This window comes from Nonomuraea mangrovi, from assembly GCF_042681425.1.
Taxonomy (GTDB): domain Bacteria; phylum Actinomycetota; class Actinomycetes; order Streptosporangiales; family Streptosporangiaceae; genus Nonomuraea; species Nonomuraea mangrovi.
Genome location: NZ_JBHUFV010000079.1, coordinates 62,818 through 83,224, shown reverse-complemented (window position 1 = coordinate 83,224; position 20,407 = coordinate 62,818). Strand labels below are relative to the sequence as shown.

Annotated in this window: 19 protein-coding genes; 4 read left to right on the top strand and 15 right to left on the bottom strand. The window is 70.9% G+C overall.

The window, feature by feature from the left end:
• Positions 1-13: 13 nt before the first annotated feature.
• Positions 14-907: a LysR family transcriptional regulator gene (locus tag ACFSKW_RS46710; protein WP_379581069.1), complete on the bottom strand. Its 894-nt coding sequence runs from the start codon at positions 905-907 to the stop codon at positions 14-16.
• Positions 908-1,003: 96 nt separating this feature from the next.
• On the opposite strand from ACFSKW_RS46710, the gene ACFSKW_RS46705 reads away from it, so the two are divergent.
• Together ACFSKW_RS46705 and ACFSKW_RS46700 are read left to right on the top strand one after the other, a co-directional pair.
• The gene (locus ACFSKW_RS46705) at positions 1,004-1,369 is read left to right on the top strand and encodes a YybH family protein (protein WP_379581068.1); all 366 of its coding nucleotides are present in this window, start codon (positions 1,004-1,006) and stop codon (positions 1,367-1,369) included.
• 34 nt (positions 1,370-1,403) lie between these two features.
• The gene (locus ACFSKW_RS46700; protein WP_379581067.1) at positions 1,404-2,066 is read left to right on the top strand and encodes an alpha/beta fold hydrolase; all 663 of its coding nucleotides are present in this window, start codon (positions 1,404-1,406) and stop codon (positions 2,064-2,066) included.
• On the opposite strand, the gene ACFSKW_RS46695 is transcribed toward ACFSKW_RS46700, so the two are convergent.
• The 7 genes from ACFSKW_RS46695 to rpsO all read right to left on the bottom strand — a co-directional run bounded on the left by ACFSKW_RS46695 (position 2,063) and on the right by rpsO (position 9,936).
• A complete protein-coding gene (locus tag ACFSKW_RS46695) occupies positions 2,063-3,568 on the bottom strand; it encodes a PucR family transcriptional regulator (RefSeq protein WP_379581066.1) in 1,506 nt (501 codons plus the stop codon). The two genes, ACFSKW_RS46700 and ACFSKW_RS46695, sit on opposite strands and share 4 nt — an antisense overlap.
• Positions 3,559-4,218, bottom strand: coding sequence for a TenA family protein (locus ACFSKW_RS46690; protein WP_379581065.1), 660 nt, complete (start codon positions 4,216-4,218; stop codon positions 3,559-3,561). The genes ACFSKW_RS46695 and ACFSKW_RS46690 overlap by 10 nt, the downstream gene beginning before the upstream one ends.
• Entirely contained in the window at positions 4,215-4,688 is a 474-nt protein-coding gene (locus tag ACFSKW_RS46685; RefSeq protein ID WP_379581064.1) for a GNAT family N-acetyltransferase, read from the bottom strand. The genes ACFSKW_RS46690 and ACFSKW_RS46685 overlap by 4 nt, the downstream gene beginning before the upstream one ends.
• A gap of 120 nt (positions 4,689-4,808) precedes the next feature.
• Positions 4,809-5,546, bottom strand: a complete 738-nt coding sequence (gene dapB / locus ACFSKW_RS46680) for a 4-hydroxy-tetrahydrodipicolinate reductase (protein WP_379581063.1) — start codon at positions 5,544-5,546, stop codon at positions 4,809-4,811.
• A gap of 199 nt (positions 5,547-5,745) precedes the next feature.
• Positions 5,746-7,056 carry a M16 family metallopeptidase gene (locus ACFSKW_RS46675; RefSeq protein ID WP_379581062.1) on the bottom strand — a complete coding sequence of 437 codons (1,311 nt, stop codon included), beginning with the start codon at positions 7,054-7,056 and terminating at the stop codon, positions 5,746-5,748.
• Complete coding sequence (locus ACFSKW_RS46670) at positions 7,053-9,401, bottom strand: polyribonucleotide nucleotidyltransferase (protein ID WP_379581061.1); 2,349 nt, start codon at positions 9,399-9,401, stop codon at positions 7,053-7,055. The genes ACFSKW_RS46675 and ACFSKW_RS46670 overlap by 4 nt, the downstream gene beginning before the upstream one ends.
• Before the next feature lie 265 nt (positions 9,402-9,666).
• Positions 9,667-9,936 carry a 30S ribosomal protein S15 gene (gene rpsO / locus ACFSKW_RS46665; RefSeq protein ID WP_379581060.1) on the bottom strand — a complete coding sequence of 90 codons (270 nt, stop codon included), beginning with the start codon at positions 9,934-9,936 and terminating at the stop codon, positions 9,667-9,669.
• Between the two features lie 295 nt (positions 9,937-10,231).
• Here rpsO and ACFSKW_RS46660 point away from each other — a divergent pair, with 295 nt between their 5' ends.
• A complete protein-coding gene (locus ACFSKW_RS46660) occupies positions 10,232-10,813 on the top strand; it encodes a DJ-1/PfpI family protein (protein WP_379581059.1) in 582 nt (193 codons plus the stop codon).
• A gap of 79 nt (positions 10,814-10,892) precedes the next feature.
• Here the strand turns inward: ACFSKW_RS46660 and ACFSKW_RS46655 are convergent, their stop codons facing one another.
• Positions 10,893-11,687, bottom strand: a complete 795-nt coding sequence (locus ACFSKW_RS46655) for a pentapeptide repeat-containing protein (RefSeq protein WP_379581058.1) — start codon at positions 11,685-11,687, stop codon at positions 10,893-10,895.
• Between the two features lie 103 nt (positions 11,688-11,790).
• Complete coding sequence (locus tag ACFSKW_RS46650) at positions 11,791-12,756, bottom strand: bifunctional riboflavin kinase/FAD synthetase (protein WP_379581057.1); 966 nt, start codon at positions 12,754-12,756, stop codon at positions 11,791-11,793.
• Positions 12,757-12,845: 89 nt separating this feature from the next.
• On the opposite strand from ACFSKW_RS46650, the gene ACFSKW_RS46645 reads away from it, so the two are divergent.
• Entirely contained in the window at positions 12,846-13,832 is a 987-nt protein-coding gene (locus tag ACFSKW_RS46645; protein WP_379581056.1) for a TRM11 family SAM-dependent methyltransferase, read from the top strand.
• Between the two features lie 67 nt (positions 13,833-13,899).
• Here ACFSKW_RS46645 and truB read toward each other — a convergent pair whose 3' ends face one another.
• From truB to infB, 5 genes are all read right to left on the bottom strand, one after another.
• On the bottom strand, positions 13,900-14,760 hold the full coding sequence (gene truB / locus ACFSKW_RS46640) for a tRNA pseudouridine(55) synthase TruB (protein ID WP_379581055.1): 861 nt from the start codon (positions 14,758-14,760) through the stop codon (positions 13,900-13,902).
• Complete coding sequence (locus ACFSKW_RS46635) at positions 14,761-15,891, bottom strand: DHH family phosphoesterase (protein WP_379581054.1); 1,131 nt, start codon at positions 15,889-15,891, stop codon at positions 14,761-14,763.
• Complete coding sequence (gene rbfA / locus ACFSKW_RS46630) at positions 15,888-16,358, bottom strand: 30S ribosome-binding factor RbfA (RefSeq protein WP_379581053.1); 471 nt, start codon at positions 16,356-16,358, stop codon at positions 15,888-15,890. The genes ACFSKW_RS46635 and rbfA overlap by 4 nt, the downstream gene beginning before the upstream one ends.
• Before the next feature lie 22 nt (positions 16,359-16,380).
• Positions 16,381-16,677, bottom strand: coding sequence for a DUF503 domain-containing protein (locus ACFSKW_RS46625; RefSeq protein WP_354906737.1), 297 nt, complete (start codon positions 16,675-16,677; stop codon positions 16,381-16,383).
• A gap of 497 nt (positions 16,678-17,174) precedes the next feature.
• Positions 17,175-20,297, bottom strand: coding sequence for a translation initiation factor IF-2 (infB, locus tag ACFSKW_RS46620; protein WP_379581052.1), 3,123 nt, complete (start codon positions 20,295-20,297; stop codon positions 17,175-17,177).
• Positions 20,298-20,407: the final 110 nt, after the last annotated feature.

Genomic DNA, 20,407 nt, shown 5'->3' with positions numbered 1-20,407 from the left:
CGCTCCGCGCACGTCACCTGCCGGGATCGGCCTGGGTGAACGCCTGACGGCCGTGCACGAGCAGTTCGCGGACGGCGGGGCTGTGCCCGCCCTTCCAGACCAGGGCCAGCAGGGCGGGCGCCTCGACGTCGTCGATCGTGAAGGCCGTGAGCCGGTCACGATACCGGGCGGCCATCGAGTCGCTGAGGATCGCGACGCCGAGCCCCCGGGCTGCGAGGTCGGCGATGGCGTCCGCGGCGCTGGCCTGCAACGCGATGGCCGGCTGGAGGCCCTGTGCCGCGCAGGCCTGGTCGAAGACGGTGCGCAGGCCGGTGCCCGGTGGCATGCACACGATCGGGTGGGCGCCCAGATCGCGCAGCGTCACTCGCGGCCGTGCGGCCAGGGGATGCCCGGGCGGGACCGCCACGACGAGCCGCTCGCTGATGATCGTCATCGAGTCGAGCCCGTCGGGGGTGGCGGTCGCCGTCCCGACGAGAGCCAGGTCGAGGGCGCCGGCGCGCACCCCCTCGACGAGCCGGTCGGAGTTGTCCTCCAGCAGCGAGAGCTCCACCCCCGGGTGTGCCCGGTGGAACGCGGCCAGGGCGTCGAACAGCGGCGTGATGGTGCAGCCGATGACCATCCCGATCGTGAGCCTGCCCCGGATCAGGTCGGCCACCTCCCCCACCGACTGCCCGACGGCTCCCGCGGCGGCGAGCGCGGCGCGGGCGTGCTGGAGCGCGGCCTTCCCCGCGACGGTGAGCGTGGCGTTGCGCGCCGACCTGTCGAACAGCTCGGCGCCGAGTTCGCGTTCCAGCCGGCGGATCTGCGCGCTGACGCCGGACTGGCTGATGTGCACCCGCTCGGCCGCCCGGGTGAAGTTCTGCTCCTCGGCGACCGCGACGAAGTACTCCAGCTGCCTCAGCTCCATAACTGTTGATTCTAGTTTCCATCAGAACCAGCTGTTGGACTTCTGGACCAGACGGTGGCGAGACTGGGAGGCGCAAGCCCACCTCAGGAGGAAGTCATGCCGGAGTACGAGAAGGCCATGCGGCCCGAGGACATCACCCGCCTGTTCGTCGAACGGTCCAACGCCGGCGACGCGGAAGGAGTCGCCGCCCTCTACGAGGAGGAGGCGGTGCTGGCCTACCCGCCCGGCAGCCAGACCGTGGGCAGGCAGGCGATCCGCGCGCTGTGGGAGAAGGTGCTGGCCGGCCGTCCCCGCTTCGAGCCTGAACAGCCGCTCCCGACGTTGGTCAGCGGCGACATCGCCCTCACCTCGACCCCGCCCAAGGACGGGGCCGGCGCCCGAGCCCAGGTCGTCAGGCGCCAGCCCGACGGAAGCTGGCTGCGCCTGCTCGACCAGCCCGAATTCGTCCCACCCACCCGTTGACACCCGCCCGCCCCGCCGATCGAGGAGTGTGATCGTGGCGACGTTCGTTCTCGTTCCCGGCATGTGCCATGGCGGCTGGAGTTACGAGCCGCTCACCGAACGGCTACGGCAGCGCGGTCACCGCGTGTACCCGCTGACACTGACCGGACTCAGCGAGCGCGGCCACCTGCTGAACGCGGGAGTGAACCTCGAAACGCACGTCCAGGACGTGGTCGGCGTGCTCCAGGTCGAGAACGTCGAGGACGCGGTGCTGGTCGGCCACAGCTACGGCGGCATGGTGATCACCGGGGCCGCGGACCGTGTCCCCGAGCGGGTCGGCTCCCTGGTCTACCTGGACGCCGTCGTGCCACGGCACGGCGACTCCTGCTGGACCCTCGTCTCCGACCAGGAGCGCGCCTGGTACATGGACGTGACGGACAGCGGCCACGCCGTACGGCCGCTGCCGTTCTTCGACCCGCGGGCCACCCCCCACCCGCTCGCCTCGCTGCTCCAGCCGATCCAGCTCAGCGACGACCTCGGCCGGTTCCGGCGCAGGGACTACGTCTACGCGGCCGGATGGGCGGGCGAGTCGCCGTTCACCCCCATCTACCAGCGGCTGCGCGACGACCCGACGTGGACGACACACGCGCTGGACAGCAGGCACAACCTCATGCGGGACGCGCCCGACGAGCTGCTGAAGATCCTTCTCAACGGCTAGCGCATCCGCAGGGCGAGCAGGAAGTCCACGCGTTCGTCCCACGAGTTCAGGGACCGGCCGGTCAGCTCCTCGATGCGCTTCAACCGGTAGCGCAGCGTGTTGACGTGCACGTGCAACCGGTCGGCCGTCGCCGACCACGATCCCGACTCATCGAGGAACGTCTCCAGCGTCTCCAGCAGGTCCGTCTGGTTGGTCGCGTCGTAGGCCTCCAGCCGCCCCAGCAGCCGGGCCCTGAACGAGCGGCGCAGCGGGTCGGGGATCGCCGCCAGCAGCGTCCGGTGCGAGCTGACGTCGTCGCCGGTGACCACGCTGACCCTGTCCGCGCCGAGCGAGGCGAGGGAGCGGGCGTGCCTGGCCTCCTCGATCAGCCCGCTCAGCCCGGCGGGACCCGTCGTGACGCTGCTGACGCCGAGCGCGATGCGTTCCTCTCCCAGGCCCGCTTCGAGGATCCGCGCGCCCTTCACCAGGTGCTCGGTCAGCTCGGCCGCGCTGTTGCCCGCGAGAGGGACCAGCGCGACGGCCTCCTCCCCCGAGGCGGTCACGATGCCGGGGGCCAGGGGGCGGAGCAGCTCGTCGAGTACGGCGACGCCCGTCTCGGGCCCACCGGCCGTGAGCGCGACGACCAGCAACCCGTGCTCGGTCTCCACGTGGAGGGTGTGGAGGCGGGAGACGACTCCCGGCAGGGAGGCGTCGCCCGACTCCAGCAGCCGCAGGAGCTGGTCCAGGACGCGGCGTTCGATGCGCTGGGCGGCTTCCAGCCGCGAGCGTTCGAGCGCGACGAGGGCGGCCAGCTCGACCAGGACGTCTTCGCTGTCGCCCGGCACGCCCTCCCCTCTGTAGGCGAGGAACCAGTTGGCGATCCGGTGGGGGGCGCCCTTGCTGATCGGGAAGACCGACAGGCGATCGAGCATGCCGGGCAGGAAACGCGCGGTCAGGAACGTGTGAGCGAGGCGGGCGCGCGAGTCCTCGTCGAGCGGCTGCGAGCCGACGATCACGCGTCCGGTCGGCGACATCACCCAGCAGGGCACGTCGAGCTCACCCGCGACGGTGTCGACCAGCTTGGTGAGGCTGCCGCCGTCCACCAGGGTGCTGGCCAGGCGCCTGCGCCCGCCGTACGGCCTGCGGGGAGTAGCGCCGAGCTCGGCGATCAGCGCTCGCAGGACGTGCTCGGTGACCCGGCTGAACGGCACGTCCACCGGCAGCGTCAGCAACGGGAGCCCCGCGGCGGCGCAGGCGTCCAGAAGGTCGGACGGCGGCACCTTCAGCCCCGTGCCGCAGACGAGCGCCGCCACCTCGCCCAGCCTGCGCACGAACGCGGTGGACGAATCGGCGCCGGTGTGCCAGGTCAGCTCCGTCAGCACCAGCTCACCGGGCTTGACGAAGCGCGACGGGTCGGGCAGGTCCGTGGTGGCGACGCCGCGCACCCTGCGGTCGAGCAGGTCGTGCCCGGTCAGCACCTTCAGTGCGAGGTGGTCGTCGCGGACGAGGTCCCTCAGCCGCATGGCCAGCTCTCCTGGCGCCACGCCGCGTCCCAGAACATCCACTCATAACGGGCGGTGGTGACCGCCCGCTCCACCAGCCGTTCGCGCTCGTCCGCGGTCAGGGAGAGGCCGTCGAGCAGGTCGAGCACCCCCGCGACGGTGTCCTGGTAGTCCTCGCCGCCGTAGGTCTCGATCCACCACGCGTAGAGCGGGTCGGGCGAGGAGTCGGCCAGCAGCTTCTCCCCCACGCGGGCATAGATCCAGTAGCAGGGCACGATCGCGCCGAGCGCCTCGGGAAACGTGCCGAGCGAGCACGTCCGCACCAGGTACGAGGCGTAGCCGACGGTGGTCGGCCCGGCGGGCGACTTCAGCGCCTCGGCCACGTCGAGCCCGAACGCGGCCAGCAGCTCGACCACCAGGCTGTGCTCCACCTCGACGGTCCTGGCCGCGTCGGCGGCGAACCTGTGCACGGCGGCCGGCTGCGGCGACCTGGCGGCACAGGCGGCCAGGGCTCTGGCGTAGTCGGGCAGGAAGTGCGCCTCCTGCATGACGTAGTGGCGGAAGGCCTCGCGCGGGAGCGACCCGTCGGTCAGTCCTTCGAGGAAGGGATGCCGCAGGATCTGGCGGTAGATGCCGTCCATCGCCCGCCACAGTTCATCGCGAAACCTCACACTACGGGACGGTACATCACTATCCGTGGTGCGAGTTCGATGCCGAGCTCACGCTCGTGCTCGACGATGGCCCTCAGCTCGGGGCCCGGGTCGTCCATGACCGCGAACCCGTGCCGCTCGTACCACGGCCCGTTCCACGGCACGTCCCTGAACGTCGTCAGCGTCACGCCCGGCGCGCCCACGGCCAGCGCGTGGTCGATCACGGCCGACATCAGCCTGCCGCCGATCCCCTGCCGCATGCTGTCGGGGTGGACGGCGAGCTGGTCCAGGTGCACGTTCCCGTCCACCATGCTGATCATGGCGAAGCCCCTGCCCTCGACGAGCACCCTGCTCGGGTCGTCGCACTCCTCGATCATCGTCGTCCCGGGCGGGAAAACGATTCCGACCTGCGCGAACAGCCCGTCGGCCGCCCTCTCCACGTCGGCCAGGCCCGACAGTTCCCCCTTGTCCGCCCAACGCACCACCGACACGCACGCACCTTTCAGAGGATGCTCGAGTTTGGCATTAGTGTGATGATCGAGCCCGGCCGTGCGGGGCCGGAATCCCCTCCACAGAATGTGCCCATGCCTCGGCATGGGCACATTCTCTTCTCACAGGTCGAGAAGGGGTTCCAGGCCCACGGTGAGGCCGGGCAGTTCGGCGATCCTGCGCACGCCCAGCAGCACGCCGGGGGTGAACGAGGCGCGGTTCATCGTGTCGTGCCGCATGGTCAGGATCTCGCCGTTGCCACCGAGCAGCACCTCCTGGTGGGCGATCAGCCCGGCCAGCCGCACCGCGTGGACGTGGACGCCGTTGACGTCGGCGCCGCGCGCCCCGTCCAGCTCCGAGCTGGTCGCGTCGGGCATCGGCCCCATCCCCGCCTTCGCGCGCGCCTCGGCCACCAGCTCGGCGGTACGGCGGGCGGTGCCCGAGGGGGCGTCGGCCTTGTTCGGGTGATGCAACTCGACGATCTCGACCGAGTCGAAGTACTTGGCCGCCTGCTGGGCGAAGTGCATCATCAGCACGGCCGCGATGCCGAAGTTCGGCGCGATGAGGCAGTTGGTGCCGGGGAAGCGCTCCAGCCAGCCGCGCACGGTGGCCAGCCGCCCCTCGTCGAACCCGGTGGTGCCGACCACCGGGTGGATGCCGTGGGAGATGGCCCACTCCAGGTTGCCCATGACCACGTCGGGATGGGTGAAGTCGACGACCACCTGCGCGCCCTGCAGCGACTCGATCGGATCGTCTCTGTCGATCGCCGCCACGAGCTCCAGGTCACCTGCCGCCTCGACGGCCTTGCACACCTCGACGCCGACCCTGCCGCGCGCCCCGAGCACACCCACTCTAATCACGCCCCCCACCATAGCGGGGTCACGCCCGGTTCATCCTGTACGGCGAGCCGGCCCCGGCGTGACGGCGGGCACCGGAGTCCCGCTGGAGTGGCGTGGAAAGCGGAAGGCCACCGGGTGACCCCGGTGGCCTCGACCCCGCCGTGCCGTACTGACGCGGGCTCCGCGCCCGCCGGCACGGCGGAAGGAACACGCGCGACCGCTACGCGATCGCCGCGGAGAAGTCCTTGTCCGCGTACGGGCCGATGACCGCCAGCGTCAGCGGGCGGCTCAGGACGTCCTTGGCAACTTCCGAGATCTCGTCGGGCGTGACCGACTCGATCCGCGACAGCACCTCGTCCACCGCCATCAGCTCGTCGTAGACCAGCTCGTTCTTACCGATCCGCGACATCCGCGACCCGGTGTCCTCCAGCCCGAGCACCAGCCCGCCGCGCATCTGGCCCTTGCCGCGCAGGATCTCCTCCTCGGTGATCCCGTCGGAGACGACCCTGGCCACCTCGTCCCTGCAGATCTGGAGCACATCGTCGATCTTCGACGGCATGCAGCCGACGTAGATCCCGAACTGGCCCGTGTCGGCGTAGGCCGAGGTGTAGCTGTAGGCGGAGTACGCCAGGCCGCGCTTCTCCCTGATCTCCTGGAAGAGCCTGGACGACATGCCGCCGCCCAGCGCCGCGTTGAGCACGCCCAGCGCGAACCGGCGGTCGTCGGTGCGCGACATGCCGGTCGTGCCCAGCACGAGGTTGGCCTGCTCGGTGGGCCGGTCGAGCACCCGGACCTCGGAGCGGGCCTCCGCTCCTGGACCGCTGGTGCGCGGCGGCGCGCACTCGCGCGGGCCCGCGAGCGCCCCTGCCCGCTCGTACGCCCGCGCCACCAGCTCCACCACGTGCTCGTGCCGGATGTTGCCCGCGACGGAGACGACCGTGCGCGGCGGCTGGTAGTAGGCGCGGTAGTACTCGACGATCCGGTCGCGCCCGAGGGCGTTGATGGACTCGACGGTGCCCAGGATCGGCCGCCCGATCGGCGAGTCGCCGTACAAGGCGGAGGAGAACTGCTCGTGCACCACGTCGGAGGGGTCGTCGTCGTGCATGGCGATCTCTTCGAGGATCACGCCACGCTCGGACTCGACGTCCTCCTCGGTGACCAGCGACGAGGTGACCACGTCGGCCAGCACGTCGACGGCCAGCGGCAGGTCCTCGTCGAGGACCCGCGCGTAGTAGCAGGTGTACTCCTTGGCGGTGAAGGCGTTGATCTCGCCGCCGATGCCCTCGATGGACGCGGAGATCTGCATGGCGTCGCGCGTGGGGGTGCCCTTGAACAGCAGGTGCTCAAGGAAGTGGGTGGCCCCCATGTGCTCGGGGGCCTCGTCACGGGAGCCGATGCCGACCCACATGCCGACCGCGACGGAACGCACGGTCGGCATGGTCTCGGTCACCACACGCAGCCCACCGGGGAGGACGGTGCGCCTGACGACCCCGGCACCGTCCTTGCCGGGATGCAGTGTGGTCGTGGTCACGAGTTCCGGTCTTCTCCGTCGCCGGCGGGCTTGCGGACCCTGGTGCGGGTGCGACGGGGCTTGTCGTCACGCGGCTTGTCCTCGCGCGACTTGTCCTCGGTGACGGGGGCCGACTCGGCGACCGGAGCGGCCTCCTCCTCGACGCCCGAGCCGGCGGCCTCCTTGGCGGCGGCCTCCTTCTCGATCACCTCGACCGGCACCAGCGAGAGCTTGCCGCGGGAGTCGATCTCGGCGATCTCCACCTGGATCTTGGCGCCGACGCTCATGACGTCCTCGACGTTCTCGATGCGCTTGCCGCCGTGCAGCTTGCGGATCTGGGAGACGTGGAGCAGGCCGTCCTTGCCCGGCATGAGCGAGACGAACGCGCCGAAGGCGGCGATCTTCACGACCGTGCCCAGGTAGCGCTCGCCCACCTCGGGCATGTGCGGGTTGGCGATGGCGTTGATCGCGCTGCGCGCGGCCTCGGCCGACGGGCCGTCGGTGGCGCCGATGTAGATCGTGCCGTCGTCCTCGATGGTGATCTCGGCGCCGGACTCGTCCTGGATCTGGTTGATCATCTTGCCCTTGGGGCCGATGACCTCGCCGATCTTGTCGACGGGGACCTTGATCGTGATGATGCGCGGCGCGGTCGGGTTCATCTCCGCCGGGGAGTCGATCGCCTCCTGCATCACGTCGAGGATCGCCAGGCGGGCGCCCTTGGCCTGCTTCAGCGCGGCGGCCAGCACGGAGGCCGGGATGCCGTCGAGCTTGGTGTCGAGCTGAAGGGCGGTGATGACGTCCTTGGTGCCGGCGACCTTGAAGTCCATGTCGCCCATGGCGTCCTCGGCGCCGAGGATGTCGGTCAGGGTGACGTAGGTGTCGCCCTCGCCGATCAGGCCCATGGCGATGCCGGCGACCATCTCCTTGAGCGGGACACCCGCGTCGAGCAGGGCCATCGTGCTGGCGCAGACCGAGCCCATCGAGGTCGAGCCGTTGGAGCCGAGCGCCTCGGAGACCTGCCTGATCGCGTAGGGGAACTCCTCACGCGTCGGCAGGACCGGGATGAGCGCCCGCTCGGCCAGCGCGCCGTGACCGATCTCGCGCCGCTTGGGCGAGCCCACGCGACCGGTCTCGCCCGTGCTGTAGGGCGGGAAGTTGTAGTTGTGCATGTAGCGCTTGGTCCGCTCGGGGTTGAGCGTGTCGACGACCTGCTCCATGCGCAGCATGTTCAGCGTGGTGATGCCCAGGATCTGGGTCTCGCCGCGCTCGAACAGGGCCGAGCCGTGGACCCTCGGGACCACGTGGACCTCGGCGTTGAGCGCGCGGATGTCCTTCGGACCGCGCCCGTCGATGCGGACACCCTCCTTGATGACCCGCTCGCGCATGAGCTTCTTGGTCAGGCTGCGGAAGGCGGCGCTCAGCTCCTTCTCGCGACCCTCGAAGTCCGGCAGCAGCTTCTCGGCCACCAGGCCCTTGACCCTGTCGAGCTCGGTCTCGCGCTCCTGCTTGCCGGCGATCGTCAGCGCCGCGGCGAGCTCGGACTTGACCGCGCCCTCGACGGCCTCGAGCGCGTCCTCCTGGTAGTCGAGGAAGACGGGGAACTCGGCCGTCTCCTTGGCCGCGACCTTGGCGACCTTGGACTGCGCCTCGCACAGCACCTTGATGAACGGCTTGGCCGCCTCGAGGCCCTGCGCGACGGTCTCCTCGGTCGGGGCGACCGCGCCGTCGGCGACGAGCTTGAGCGTCTGCCTGGTGGACTCGGCCTCGACCATCATGATCGCGACGTCGCCGTCCTCGAGGACGCGACCGGCCACGACCATGTCGAACGTGGCCCGCTCCAGCTCCGGATGCGTCGGGAACGCGACCCACTGGCCGTCGATCAGCGCGACGCGGACGCCGCCGATCGGGCCGGAGAAGGGCAGCCCGGCCAGCTGGGTGGACAGCGAGGCGGCGTTGATCGCGACCACGTCGTAGAGGTGGTCGGGGTTCAGCGCCATGACGGTCGCCACGACCTGGACCTCGTTGCGCAGGCCCTTGACGAAGGACGGGCGCAGCGGCCTGTCGATCAGGCGGCAGGTGAGGATGGCGTCCTCGGAGGGACGGCCCTCACGGCGGAAGAACGAGCCGGGAATGCGGCCCGCGGCGTACATGCGCTCCTCGACGTCGACCGTCAGCGGGAAGAAGTCGAGATTGTCCTTGGGGCTCTTGGACGCGGTGGTGGCGGACAGGACCATGGTCTCGCCATCGAGGTAGGCGACGGCCGAGCCGGCCGCCTGCCGCGCGAGCCGACCGGTCTCGAACCGGATCGTGCGCGTGCCGAAGGAGCCGTTGTCTATGACGGCTTCGGCGGTGTGGACACCCTCCACGGGGGACCTCCTAGATGAGTTGGTCTCCCGCGCCCTCTTTCACCGGCACCCTTCGTAAGGTGCAGCGCCGGTCTTCGATCGAAGCGCCCGGTCACGATGACCGGAAGCCACTACCGAGGACCGGCCCGCAGGCGTCGCGGGTCGCATGGTGCTGTAGCGGACGCGGGGGCTTTCAGTGTGTCTCGGATATTCAGTTGTCCGACACTAGGCGCGCCGGGAGCTATATGAGAAGGGAGCGGCGCCTGTGCGCCGCTCCCTTCTTAGTCTATCGGCGCAGGCCGAGCCGCTCGATGAGCGAACGGTAACGCGCGATGTCGTTGTTCTGCAGGTACTTCAGCAGGCGGCGCCGGCGACCGACGAGCAGCAGCAGACCACGACGGCTGTGGTGGTCGTGCTTGTGCGTCTTCAGGTGCTCGGTGAGCTCGCTGATGCGCTTGCTGAGCAGCGCGATCTGCACCTCGGGCGACCCGGTGTCGCCCTCGGCCGTCGCGTACTCGCCGATGATTGCCTTCTTGGCAGCGGTGTCGAGGGACACGGCTCTCCTTCGATCTACGGACACGCGTCGATGAGATGAGATAGCGAACGACCGTGCGTGCCTACAGTCGCCGCGAGAAGGCACTTCAGGGCAGCGCGCAGCGCCACCGTTACAGAGCCGACATGCAAGGTTACCATCGCGGTCCGTCCCCTGACACATCGTTCATGGGCGGCCGGCCATGGCGGAAATCGTCATGATGGTGTCCTTGCCGCCAGACCCCACCTCCGACCAGCCTGAAGATGGGCGAGCCGCCGGGAACCTCCCCGGCGCCGCGACACTTCATCAGGAGGACCACATGCGCATAGGCATCCTGCTCTTCGACGACGTGGAGGAGCTCGACGCGGTCGGCCCCTGGGAGGTGTTCGGGATGTGGTCGAAGCAGCGGCCTGACGAGGCCGACCTCGTCTCCTTCGCCCGAGAACCCGGGCCGGTCCGCGCCTCGAAGGGGCTCGGCCTGCACGCGCAGTACGGCTTCGCCGACGTCGGTCACCTGGACCTGCTGCTGCATCCCGGCGGCCTCGGCACCAGGCCGCTGGTGTCGGACGAGGCGCACCTGGCGTGGGTGCGCGAGATGAGGGCGAAGGTGCCGCTGATGACCAGCGTCTGCACGGGGTCGCTGGTGTTCGCCGCGGCGGGCCTGCTGAAGGGCCGTCCGGCGACCACTCACTGGGGCTCCCTCGACCGGCTCGCCGAGCTGGACCCCAGCATCGAGGTACGGGCGGACGACAGGTTCGTCGACGACGGCGACGTGGTGACGTCCGCCGGGGTGTCGGCGGGGATCGACATGGCCCTCCACCTGGTGGCCAGGCTGGCGGGAGTCGAAAGGGCCGCCCAGGTGCGGCGGTTCATTCAGTACGACCCGATGCCACCGGTCTGACAGGCACTGCCCGCGCCGACCGAGCACCTCCGCCCCTTGGGCGGGGTCTGTCCCGGCTGTCCGGGACAGCGGGTGGAGATCACCGCTGTCGCCAGTGTCCCGGACGAGTGAACGCCGCGGGGATGCGCGTCGCCGCGTCGCCCCTGGCGGCGTCGAGCTGCGACTGGGTCAGGAACAGGCAGCCCCTGAGATCGGCGCCGCCGAGGTCGGCGTTCCTGAAGTCGGCGCCGATGACGTCGGCCTCGCGCAGGTCCGCCCCTCTGAGGTCGGCGCCGATCAGGTAGGCGCCCCGCAGGGTCGCGCGGCGCAGGTCGGCGCCCCTGAGCTTGGCGCCCATGAGGTCCATCTTCATCTTGCGCCCCACCCGGCCACCGTGGTTGCGCACCAGCTCGCCTGCCCTCAGCAGCAACGGGCTGGTCCGCGCGCGCAGCGCTCCCGTGTCGACCTTGGCGACGACGTCGGCGTCACCGCCGATCAGGCCCTCGATCTCGGCGGCGGCACCCGCCAGTTCCCCGTGCACGGGCTCGGCGGCCCGCCAGCCCAGCGCCTCGGTGACGTAGTAGAGCAGCTCGTGCAGGTCCCGCATGACGGGGAACACCTCGACGGCCCTGTCGGCGAGGCCCGACTGGGTGACCTGCTGGCCCGCGCCGAAGCAGTCGTAGACCGTGCACCCGGCGAAGCCCTTCTCCCGCAGCCGGGCGTGGATCCCGCAGCGGTGGTCGGCGCGCAGGTTGGGGCACGCCTTGCCCGCCGGCTTGTCGATCGCGAAGTCGGCCGAGGCCGCGAACGCGGGCACGACGCAGCACAACCCGGCGCAGCGCTCGCAGTCGGCGCGCAGCGTCGCCAGGGCCCGACGGCCGCCGGATCCGTCCACATGACCTCCCATAGGTCCCCAACGATAGTCCCGGCCGCGGAGTGCGAGTCCACGCGGAAGGGCGGGCGGGAGGCACCCGTGGACACCCCTGTCCGACCGGCCTCTAGCTGGTCAGGCGGCGGACCTCGTCGACGTCGGCGTGGATCTGGGCGATGAGCGCCTCGATCGAGTCGAACTTCGTGTTCCCGCGCAGGCGCGCGCCGAAGTCGACGGCCACGTGCATGCCGTACAGGTCGAGGTCGTCCCTGTCGAGCGCGTACGCCTCCACCGTCCGCGGCACGCCCTCGAAGGTGGGGTTCGTACCGACCGAGATGGCCGCGGGCCAGACGCAGCCGTCGTAGCCCGCGGGCAGGTTGCCGACCGCCACGCACCGCAACCAGCCCGCGTAGACGCCGTCCGCGGGAATGGCGGTGTTCGGCGGGGTCTCGACGTTGGCCGTGGGGAAGCCGAGCTGGCGGCCGCGCTGGTAGCCGCGGACGACGACGCCCTCGACCCGGTGCGGGCGGCCGAGGGCCTCGGCGGCGGACTCGACGTCCCCCGCCGCGACGAGCTCGCGGACAAGAGTGGATGAAACACCGGACACCAGGGGGATCTCCTCCACCGTGAAGTCGTACTTGTCGCCCAGCTCGCGCAGGGTCGAGGGGTCACCGGCCGCCCTGTGGCCGAAGGTGAAGTTCGCGCCGACCACGACCACCGCGGCGCGCAGCCGATCGGCCAGCACGCTCTGCGCGAAGTCGGCGGGGCTGAGGCGCGACAGGTCCATCGTGAACGGCAGCACGCACACCTCGTCCACGCCCAGCGCGGTCAGCAGCTCCGCCCTGTGCCTCACCGTGGTCAGCCGGCGCGGCTGGGTACCCGGCCTGACGACCTCGGCGGGATGCGGCTCGAACGTGACGGCCACGCACGGCAGGCCGCGCGATCGGGCGACGGCCACGGCGCGCTCGACCACTCGCCGGTGGCCGCGGTGCACGCCGTCGAACACGCCGATCGTGACGACGGATCTTTCCGACTCCTGCACGCCCGCGCCCCATTCGTCTCGTGGCGGATCAATCACCCTCAAGCGTGCCATGCCCCGCGGGGTGGTTCGCAACGGGGTGAGTACCGTCACCGCGCTCCCGTCGGGAACAGCGCAAACGGCCGCGCGGTACCATCCGCTGCATGTCCCGATACGCGCTGCTGATCCTGCCCGCCTACAACCGGGTCTACGGCGAGAGCTCCATCCGCCTGACCCACGGTGAGCTGGAGGTGTTCGCCGCCGTCTCCGACGTGGAGGAGACGCGGATCGGCGGCGTGCCGTACGTGACGTTCGAGGCCGACGAGCCCGACCTCGCGCTCCTGTCCAACCTGTCCTCCGTCTACGCGATCTTCGGCGTCGAGGGCGACCTGCTGAGGCCCATGGAGATGCGCCCGCTCGACCGGCTCTCCAGCGACCTCATCACCATCCAGAAGTACGCGGGCAAGACCAACGAACACTTCACCAAGCTGCTGCTCAACGTCACCGTGCTCGCCTCCGACTTCCCGCTGGACGGCCACCTGTCGGTCTTCGACCCCATGTGCGGGCGCGGCACGACCCTCAACCAGGCCCTCATGTACGGCTACGACGCCTACGGGATCGACGTCGACGGCAAGGACTTCGACGCCTACAGCGGCTTCCTCAGGACGTGGCTGAAGAACAAGCGGCTCAAGCACACCGCCGAGACCGTGCCCGTCAGGCGGGAGCGAGCGCTGGTCGGGCGGCGGCTCAACGTGAGCTTCGGGCTGTCGAAGGAGGCCTACAAGGCGGGCGAGACGCAGCAGGTGGCCGTGGTCAACGCCGACACCCTGCGCAGCCGCGAGTTCTTCAAGCCGCGCTCGTTCGACGTCATCGTGACCGACGCGCCGTACGGCGTGCAGCACGGCAGCAAGGGCTCCACCGGCCTGTCGCGCAGCCCCCTCGACCTGATCGCCAAGGCGGTGCCGGTGTGGGCCGAGCTACTGCGGCCCGGAGGGGCGATCGGGATCGCGTGGAACACCTACGGCGGCTCACGCGACGACCTGGCGGCGATCCTGACCTCGAACGGACTCGACGTGCGGGACTACCCCGACTTCGCCCATTGGGTGGACCAGGCGATCGTCCGCGACATCATGGTCGCCCGCAAGCCGTGAGCTCCGCCACCGGGCCACGGCTCGCCTGAGAACCTCGGCGGCGACGTCCCGCCCGTGCGGCGAGGAATCAGCCGACGAAGACCGCCAGGGGCTTGGCCAGGCGCCCCTGCTCCTCCACCAGCGCCAGCAACTCGCCCTCGGGCCCGAATACCCCGATCGGCCCCTTGCCGAGCCCCGCCGAAGGCAGCCGCCCCCCGTGCGAGATCACCCGCGCCTCGTCGGCGTTCACGTCCCGCCGGGGGAAGGCCGCGGACACCGCCTCCCCGATCGGCAGCACCACGCACTCCCCTGCCAGCTCGTCGATCGTCTTGGCGAGGGACAGGTCGTAGGGCCCCACCCTGGTCCTGCGCAGGTACGTCAGGTGACCGCCGACCCCGAGGGCCGACCCCAGGTCCCTGGCGAGCGCCCTGATGTAGGTCCCGCTGGAGCACCTGATCGTGGCCCTGACCTCGGGTCCGTCGATGGACGTGACGTCGAAGTCGTACACGGTGACGGGCCGGGCCGCCAGCTCGACGTCCTCGCCGGCCCTGGCCCGCTTGTAGGCGCGCTCGCCGTTCACCTTGATCGCCGAGACCTGCGGAGGCACCTGCATGATGCGCCCGGTGAGCGCCTCGATCTCCTTGCGCACGGCCTCGGTCGTCACGCCGTCGGTCGGCGCGGTGGCCGTGACCTCGCCCTCGGCGTCGTCGGTGTTGGTGGTGACCCCGAGCCTGATCGTCGCCTCGTACACCTTCTCGGTCAGCGCCAGGTGCCCGAGCAACCTGGTCGCCTTCTCCACACCGATCACCAGCACCCCGGTCGCCATGGGGTCGAGGGTGCCGGCGTGCCCGACCCGTCTGGTGCCCGCGATGCGCCGCATCTTGCCGACCACGTCGTGGGAGGTCCAGTCGGCGGGCTTGTCCACGATGATCAGACCGCTCTCGGCCATCTACCTTTTCCTCAGCAGTTCTCGAAACCGGTCCATCGTCACTTCCACGCTGTCGTGCGAGGTGAACCCCGCCGCGTAGGCGTGCCCGCCGCCGCCGAGCGCCGTGCAGATCGCGCCGACGTCCGCGCCGCCCTTGGAGCGGGTGGACACCTGCCACACGCCGTCGTCGTCCTGTTTCAGCACCACCGCGGCATCGGCCTCGTCGGTGCGGCGGATCACGTCGATGATCCCCTCCACCTCGTCGTACGGCAGGCCGTACGCGGCCCTGTCGGTGTGGGTGACGTACGTCCACACCAGGTCGTCCTCCAGCACCACGCGCTCGAGCGCCGCCCCGAGCACCTTCAGGTAGCCGAACGGAGAGCGGTCCCACAGCTCGCGGGCGATCTCGTCGGTGCGCAGCCCCGCCGCCACCAGCCTGGCCGCCATCTCGTGCGCGGCGGGCGTGGTCGAGGAGTGCCTGAACGACCCCGTGTCGGTCACCAGCCCCACGTACAGCAGCGTCGCCATGTCGCGGTCGAGCGGCACCCCGAGGCGGCGGATCAGCTCCTCGGTGAGGACGGCCGTCGCCGCCACACCGGGATCGATGAGGCTGACGGTGCCGAAGCCGTCGTTGGAGGCGTGATGGTCGATGACGATGACCTCGCGCGCCTTCGCGGCGTTGACCGCCAGCAGACCCAGCCTGTCGAGCGTCGAGGAGTCGAAGGTGATCATCACCTCGGGCTCGGAGGGAAAGGCGGAGGGGACCGTGAGCAGGTCCTGGGCCGGAAGGAAGCGCAGCAGCCGCGGCACCGCGAACCTGCGGTCCCCGAAGGAGGCCACGACCCGCTTGCCCATCGCCTTCAGCGCCTTGGCCGCGGCCAGCATCGAGCCGAGCGCGTCTCCGTCGGGCGAGATGTGGCAGGCCAGCGCCACCTCGTCGGCGCCGCGGATCAGGTCGAGCGCCCTGTCCCATGCCGGCTCGGGGATCGCCTTCGCCGCGCCACCGGCAGGGCCGCCACCCGCCTGCGCGCTCACGCCCGCGCGCTCGGGGTCGCGGTCCTGGGACGCGGGGCGCGCCGCACCCCCGCCCGCCGCCCCCTGGGAGGGGCCGGCGGACGGGCGGAGGGTCTCGTCGCGCACGTCCGGCGTCACGTCGCGGAGTATCCCGCGCGGTCGGAGGGCTCGTCCTCTTCCTCGTCGAGCTCCGGCTTCCTGTACGGGTCGGCCTCACCCGCGTAGGAGGCGCCCTCGGCGCGCTTGGCGACCTCCTGGTCACGCTCCTTCGCCGCCGCGAACAGCTCGTCCATCTGGCGAGCGCTGTCGGGCAACGGGTCGTGCTTGAACGTCAGCGTGGGCGTGAAGCGGACGCCCGTCTGCCTGCCCACCTCCGAGCGGATGACGCCCTTCGCGCTCTCCAGCGCCGCGGCGCTGTCGGCCCGCTCGGCCTCGGAGCCGAACACCGTGTAGAAGACCGTCGCCTCCCGCAGGTCAGCGGTGATGCGCGTGTCGGTCACGGTCACGAAGCCCAGCCGCGGGTCCTTGATCCGGCGCTCCAACATCTCGGCGACGACCTGCTGGATGCGGTCGGCGAGCTTGCGCGCTCGTGCGGCGTCCACCATCTTCGATCCCCCTAGTGCTCGGTCAATCTTCGTCGTTGTAGAGCCGCTGCCTGGCCGACAGCAACTCGATATCGGGGCGGTAGGCCACCAACCGCTCGCAGGCGTCCATCACCTCACCGCAGTTGCCCGCGGTGGCGGAGACGACGGCGATGCCGATCTCCGCCCTGCGATGCAGGTCGAGATGGCCGGTCTCGGCTACCGCGACGCTGGGGAAGCGCCGCTGCACCTCGGCGACGATGGGACGCACCACGGATCGTTTCTGTTTCAGCGAGTGAACGTCGCCGAGCAGGATGTCCAGGGTCAGGGCACCGACATACATCGTTGGCAACCACCGCGAGTCCGTTTTCCGGTCGCGTGCGAGGCCGTCCGGACGGGCCGCGGTGGAAGGCCCTACCCGGTTCCTCGCACGCCCCGCACACCCGGGCCGTCCCCCGGTATGCGGTGCGGCGCCGTCCGTGCGCACACGATCGGCACCAGTATCGACAACGCTCCCACACGACCCGTTAGTCCGGTTCGCCTGGGTGAGACTGCACACCCCACCTACCCGTACGGCTCCAGCCGACGCGAGACCCACCCGCTCCGGGGGGACCCCCGCGCACACCGGTCCGCGCCGCCCTGGAGGGATCCAGGAAGGCACGGGTCCCGGCCTGCCCAGGGGGACCAGGGAGAGTGCGGAGCCCGGCGATGCCGGGCAGGCCCTGACCTGTGTCACCGGGACGCGCCGAAGCGCGCTCCGGGACACGGGTGGGAGGTCCGAAGGGACCCGGGCGTGCGAGGGGCGCCCGGCGAACACTCCGCCAGGCGCCCTACCGCGCGTTACACGCGCGGCTTCTCCCGCATCTCGAACGTCTCGATGACGTCGTCGAGCTTGATGTCGTTGTACCCGACACCGATACCGCACTCGAAGCCCTCGCGGACCTCGGTCGCGTCGTCCTTGAAGCGACGCAGCGACGAAACGGTGAGGTTGTCGGCGATGACGACACCGTCCCGGATGATCCGGGCCTTGCTGTTGCGCACGATCGTGCCCGAGCGGACCAGCGAACCGGCGACGTTGCCGATCTTCGGCACCTTGAAGACCTCGCGGACTTCGGCGGTGCCCATCTGGACCTCTTCGAACTCGGGCTTGAGCATGCCCTTGAGCGCCGCTTCGATCTCCTCGATCGCCTGGTAGATGACCGAGTAGTAGCGGATGTCGACGCCCTCGCGCTCGGCCAGGTCGCGGGCCCGGGGTTCGGGCCTGACGTTGAAGCCGATGATGACCGCGTTGTCGTCGGCGACGGCCAGGTTGACGTCGTACTCGGTGATCGCACCGACGGCGCGGTGCAGGACACGGAGCCTGACCTCGTCGCCGACGTCGATCTTGAGCAGGGCGTCTTCCAGCGCCTCGACCGAACCGGACACGTCACCCTTGATGATGAGCTTGAGCTCGTCGACGCGGCCCTTCTCGAGGTCGCTGAACAGCTCCTCGAGGGTGCGGCGACGGCTCGACTTCGCCATGTCGGCGCTGCGCTTGCGCGCCGCGCGCTGCTGGGCGATCTGCCTGGCCATCCGGTCGTCGGAGACGACGATGAAGTTGTCTCCCGCGCTCGGGACGGCGGTCAGACCCATCACCAGGACCGGGAAGGACGGCGTGGCCTCCTCCACCGGGTCGCCGTTGTCGTCGAGCATCGCCCTGACGCGGCCGAAGGCCTCGCCACAGACGATGGAGTCGCCGACGCGCAGCGTGCCGCGCTGGACCAGGACGGTCGCCACGGGGCCGCGGCCCTTGTCCAGGCGCGCCTCGATGGTGATGCCCTGGGCGTCCATCGACGGGTTGGCCCGCAGGTCGAGCTCGGCGTCCGCGGTGAGCAGGATGGCCTCGAGGAGATTCTCGATGCCGGTCCCGTTCTTGGCGGAGATGTCGACGAACAGGGTCGAGCCGCCGTACTCCTCGGCCACCAGGCCGTACTCGGTGAGCTGGGCCCGCACCTTGTTCGGGTCCGCGCCCTCCTTGTCGACCTTGTTGACCGCGACGACGACGGGCACGTCGGCCGCCTGGGCGTGGTTGAGCGCCTCGATGGTCTGCGGCTTCACACCGTCGTCGGCCGCGACCACCAGGACGGCGATGTCCGTGGCCTTGGCACCGCGGGCACGCATGGCGGTGAACGCCTCGTGACCGGGGGTGTCGATGAAGGTGATCTTCCGGTCTTCGCCCTCGTGCTCGGTGGCGACCTGGTAGGCACCGATGTGCTGGGTGATGCCACCGGCCTCGCGCGCCACCACGTTGGTGTTGCGGATGGCGTCGAGCAGCTTCGTCTTACCGTGGTCGACGTGACCCATGACGGTCACGACCGGCGGACGCGCGGCGAGGTCGCCCTCGTCGCCCTCGTCCTCGCCGAACTCGATGTCGAAGGCCTCGAGAAGCTCGCGGTCCTCCTCCTCCGGGCTGACGACCTGGATGTTGTAGTCGAGCTCGGCGCCCAGCAGCTGCAGGGTCTCCTCGTTGACCGACTGCGTGGCGGTCACCATCTCGCCGAGGTGCAGCATGATCTGCACCAGCGAGGCGGGGTTGGCGCCGATGCGGTCGGCGAAGTCGGACAGCGACGCACCACGCGGGAGCCTGATCGTCGCGCCGTTGCCGCGAGGAACCTGCACGCCGCCGATCGCCGGCGCCGACATGTTGTCGAACTCCTGGCGCCTCTGACGCTTGGACTTGCGACCACGCGCGGGACGGCCGCCGGGACGGCCGAACGCGCCTGCCGTACCGCCGCCGCGACCACGACCGCCGCCACCGGGACGACCGGCGAAACCACCGCCGCCGCCACCGGGACCGCCGGTGCCGGTGCGCGGACCCGCGCCGCCGCCACCGCCGGGACGGCCGGCGAAGCCGCCGCCACCGCCACCGCCGGGACGACCGCCGAAGCCGCCGCCACCACCGGGACGACCACCGCCGCCACCGCCGGGACGACCACCGCCGCCACCGCCGGGACGGCCTGCGCCGCCACCGCCGCCGGGGCCGGCAGGACGACCCTGCGGCATCATCATCGGGTTGGGACGCGGCCCGCCGGGACGGGGACCACCCGCACCGGGCCCGGGACGCGGACCGCCCGCGCCAGGTCCGGGACGCGGACCACCGGCGCCGGGACCGCCCTGGCCACGGCCGGCGGGCGGACGCGGCATGGCGCCGTCACGCGGCGCGCCGGCGCCAGGACCACCGGGACGCGGACCACGGTCCTCACGAGGACGGTCCTCACGAGGACCGCCGGGACGCGGCGGACGCTGGCCCATGCCGGTCGCGTTGGACGAGAACGGGTTGTTGCCAGGACGGGGACCCGGACGCGGACCCGGCTTCGGGCCCGGACGCCCACCCTCGCGCTGGCCGCCAGGTCCGCCCTGGCCACCGGGACGCGGTGCGCCGGACTGCTGACCACCGGGGCCGGAGGGACGGCCGCCCTGCTGGGCGGGACCGGGACGCGGACCGGGACGGGCCGCGGGACCCGGACGGGGACCAGGCGTCGGGCGCGGGCCCTCGAACCTGGGAGCCTGCGGGGCCTGCGGGGCCTCGCGAGGAGCCTCCGCGGGCGCGGCCTCCGGCTGCGTCTGGTGAGGCATGGGAACCGGCGGGCGCGGAGTGCCACCGGCGGGACCGGGGCGCGGCCCCGGCTTCGGAATCGGGCCCGGACGCGGGCTCGACGAGACAGGCGCCTCCGCGGCGCCGTTACCGGCCTGGCTGTCAGCCGGCCGGGGCGCAGCCTTCGGCGGCTGCGGCTTGGACGACGAACCGCCGCCCTTCGAGGGCTTGGATACGCCCAAAGCTTCGGTGAGCCTGCGGACTACCGGCGCTTCGATGGTCGAGGACGCCGAACGGACGAACTCTCCCATCTCCTGGAGCTTGGCCATGACGACCTTGCTCTCAACGCCGAACTCCTTAGCGAGCTCGTATACCCGGACCTTCGCCACTGCACTCCCTTACTCGGCCCGGGAGGCTGGCAGTGCCGTCCGGACCGTCGTTACCTTGACGTCTTCATCGCCGCGTGCTCATCAGGCGCTCATAGCAATCTGACTCCGCC

Excerpts from the sequence above, each read along its gene's own strand:
- ACFSKW_RS46645 (WP_379581056.1), top strand. The coding sequence starts at position 12,846 with ATGTCCCGATACGCGCTGCTGATCCTGCCCGCCTACAACCGGGTCTAC.
- ACFSKW_RS46625 (WP_354906737.1), bottom strand. The coding sequence starts at position 16,677 with ATGTATGTCGGTGCCCTGACCCTGGACATCCTGCTCGGCGACGTTCAC.
- rbfA (WP_379581053.1), bottom strand. The coding sequence starts at position 16,358 with ATGGTGGACGCCGCACGAGCGCGCAAGCTCGCCGACCGCATCCAGCAG.
- ACFSKW_RS46705 (WP_379581068.1), top strand. The coding sequence starts at position 1,004 with ATGCCGGAGTACGAGAAGGCCATGCGGCCCGAGGACATCACCCGCCTG.
- ACFSKW_RS46660 (WP_379581059.1), top strand. The coding sequence starts at position 10,232 with ATGCGCATAGGCATCCTGCTCTTCGACGACGTGGAGGAGCTCGACGCG.
- truB (WP_379581055.1), bottom strand. The coding sequence starts at position 14,760 with ATGGCCGAGAGCGGTCTGATCATCGTGGACAAGCCCGCCGACTGGACC.
- ACFSKW_RS46695 (WP_379581066.1), bottom strand. The coding sequence starts at position 3,568 with ATGCGGCTGAGGGACCTCGTCCGCGACGACCACCTCGCACTGAAGGTG.
- ACFSKW_RS46650 (WP_379581057.1), bottom strand. The coding sequence starts at position 12,756 with ATGGCACGCTTGAGGGTGATTGATCCGCCACGAGACGAATGGGGCGCG.
- ACFSKW_RS46710 (WP_379581069.1), bottom strand. The coding sequence starts at position 907 with ATGGAGCTGAGGCAGCTGGAGTACTTCGTCGCGGTCGCCGAGGAGCAG.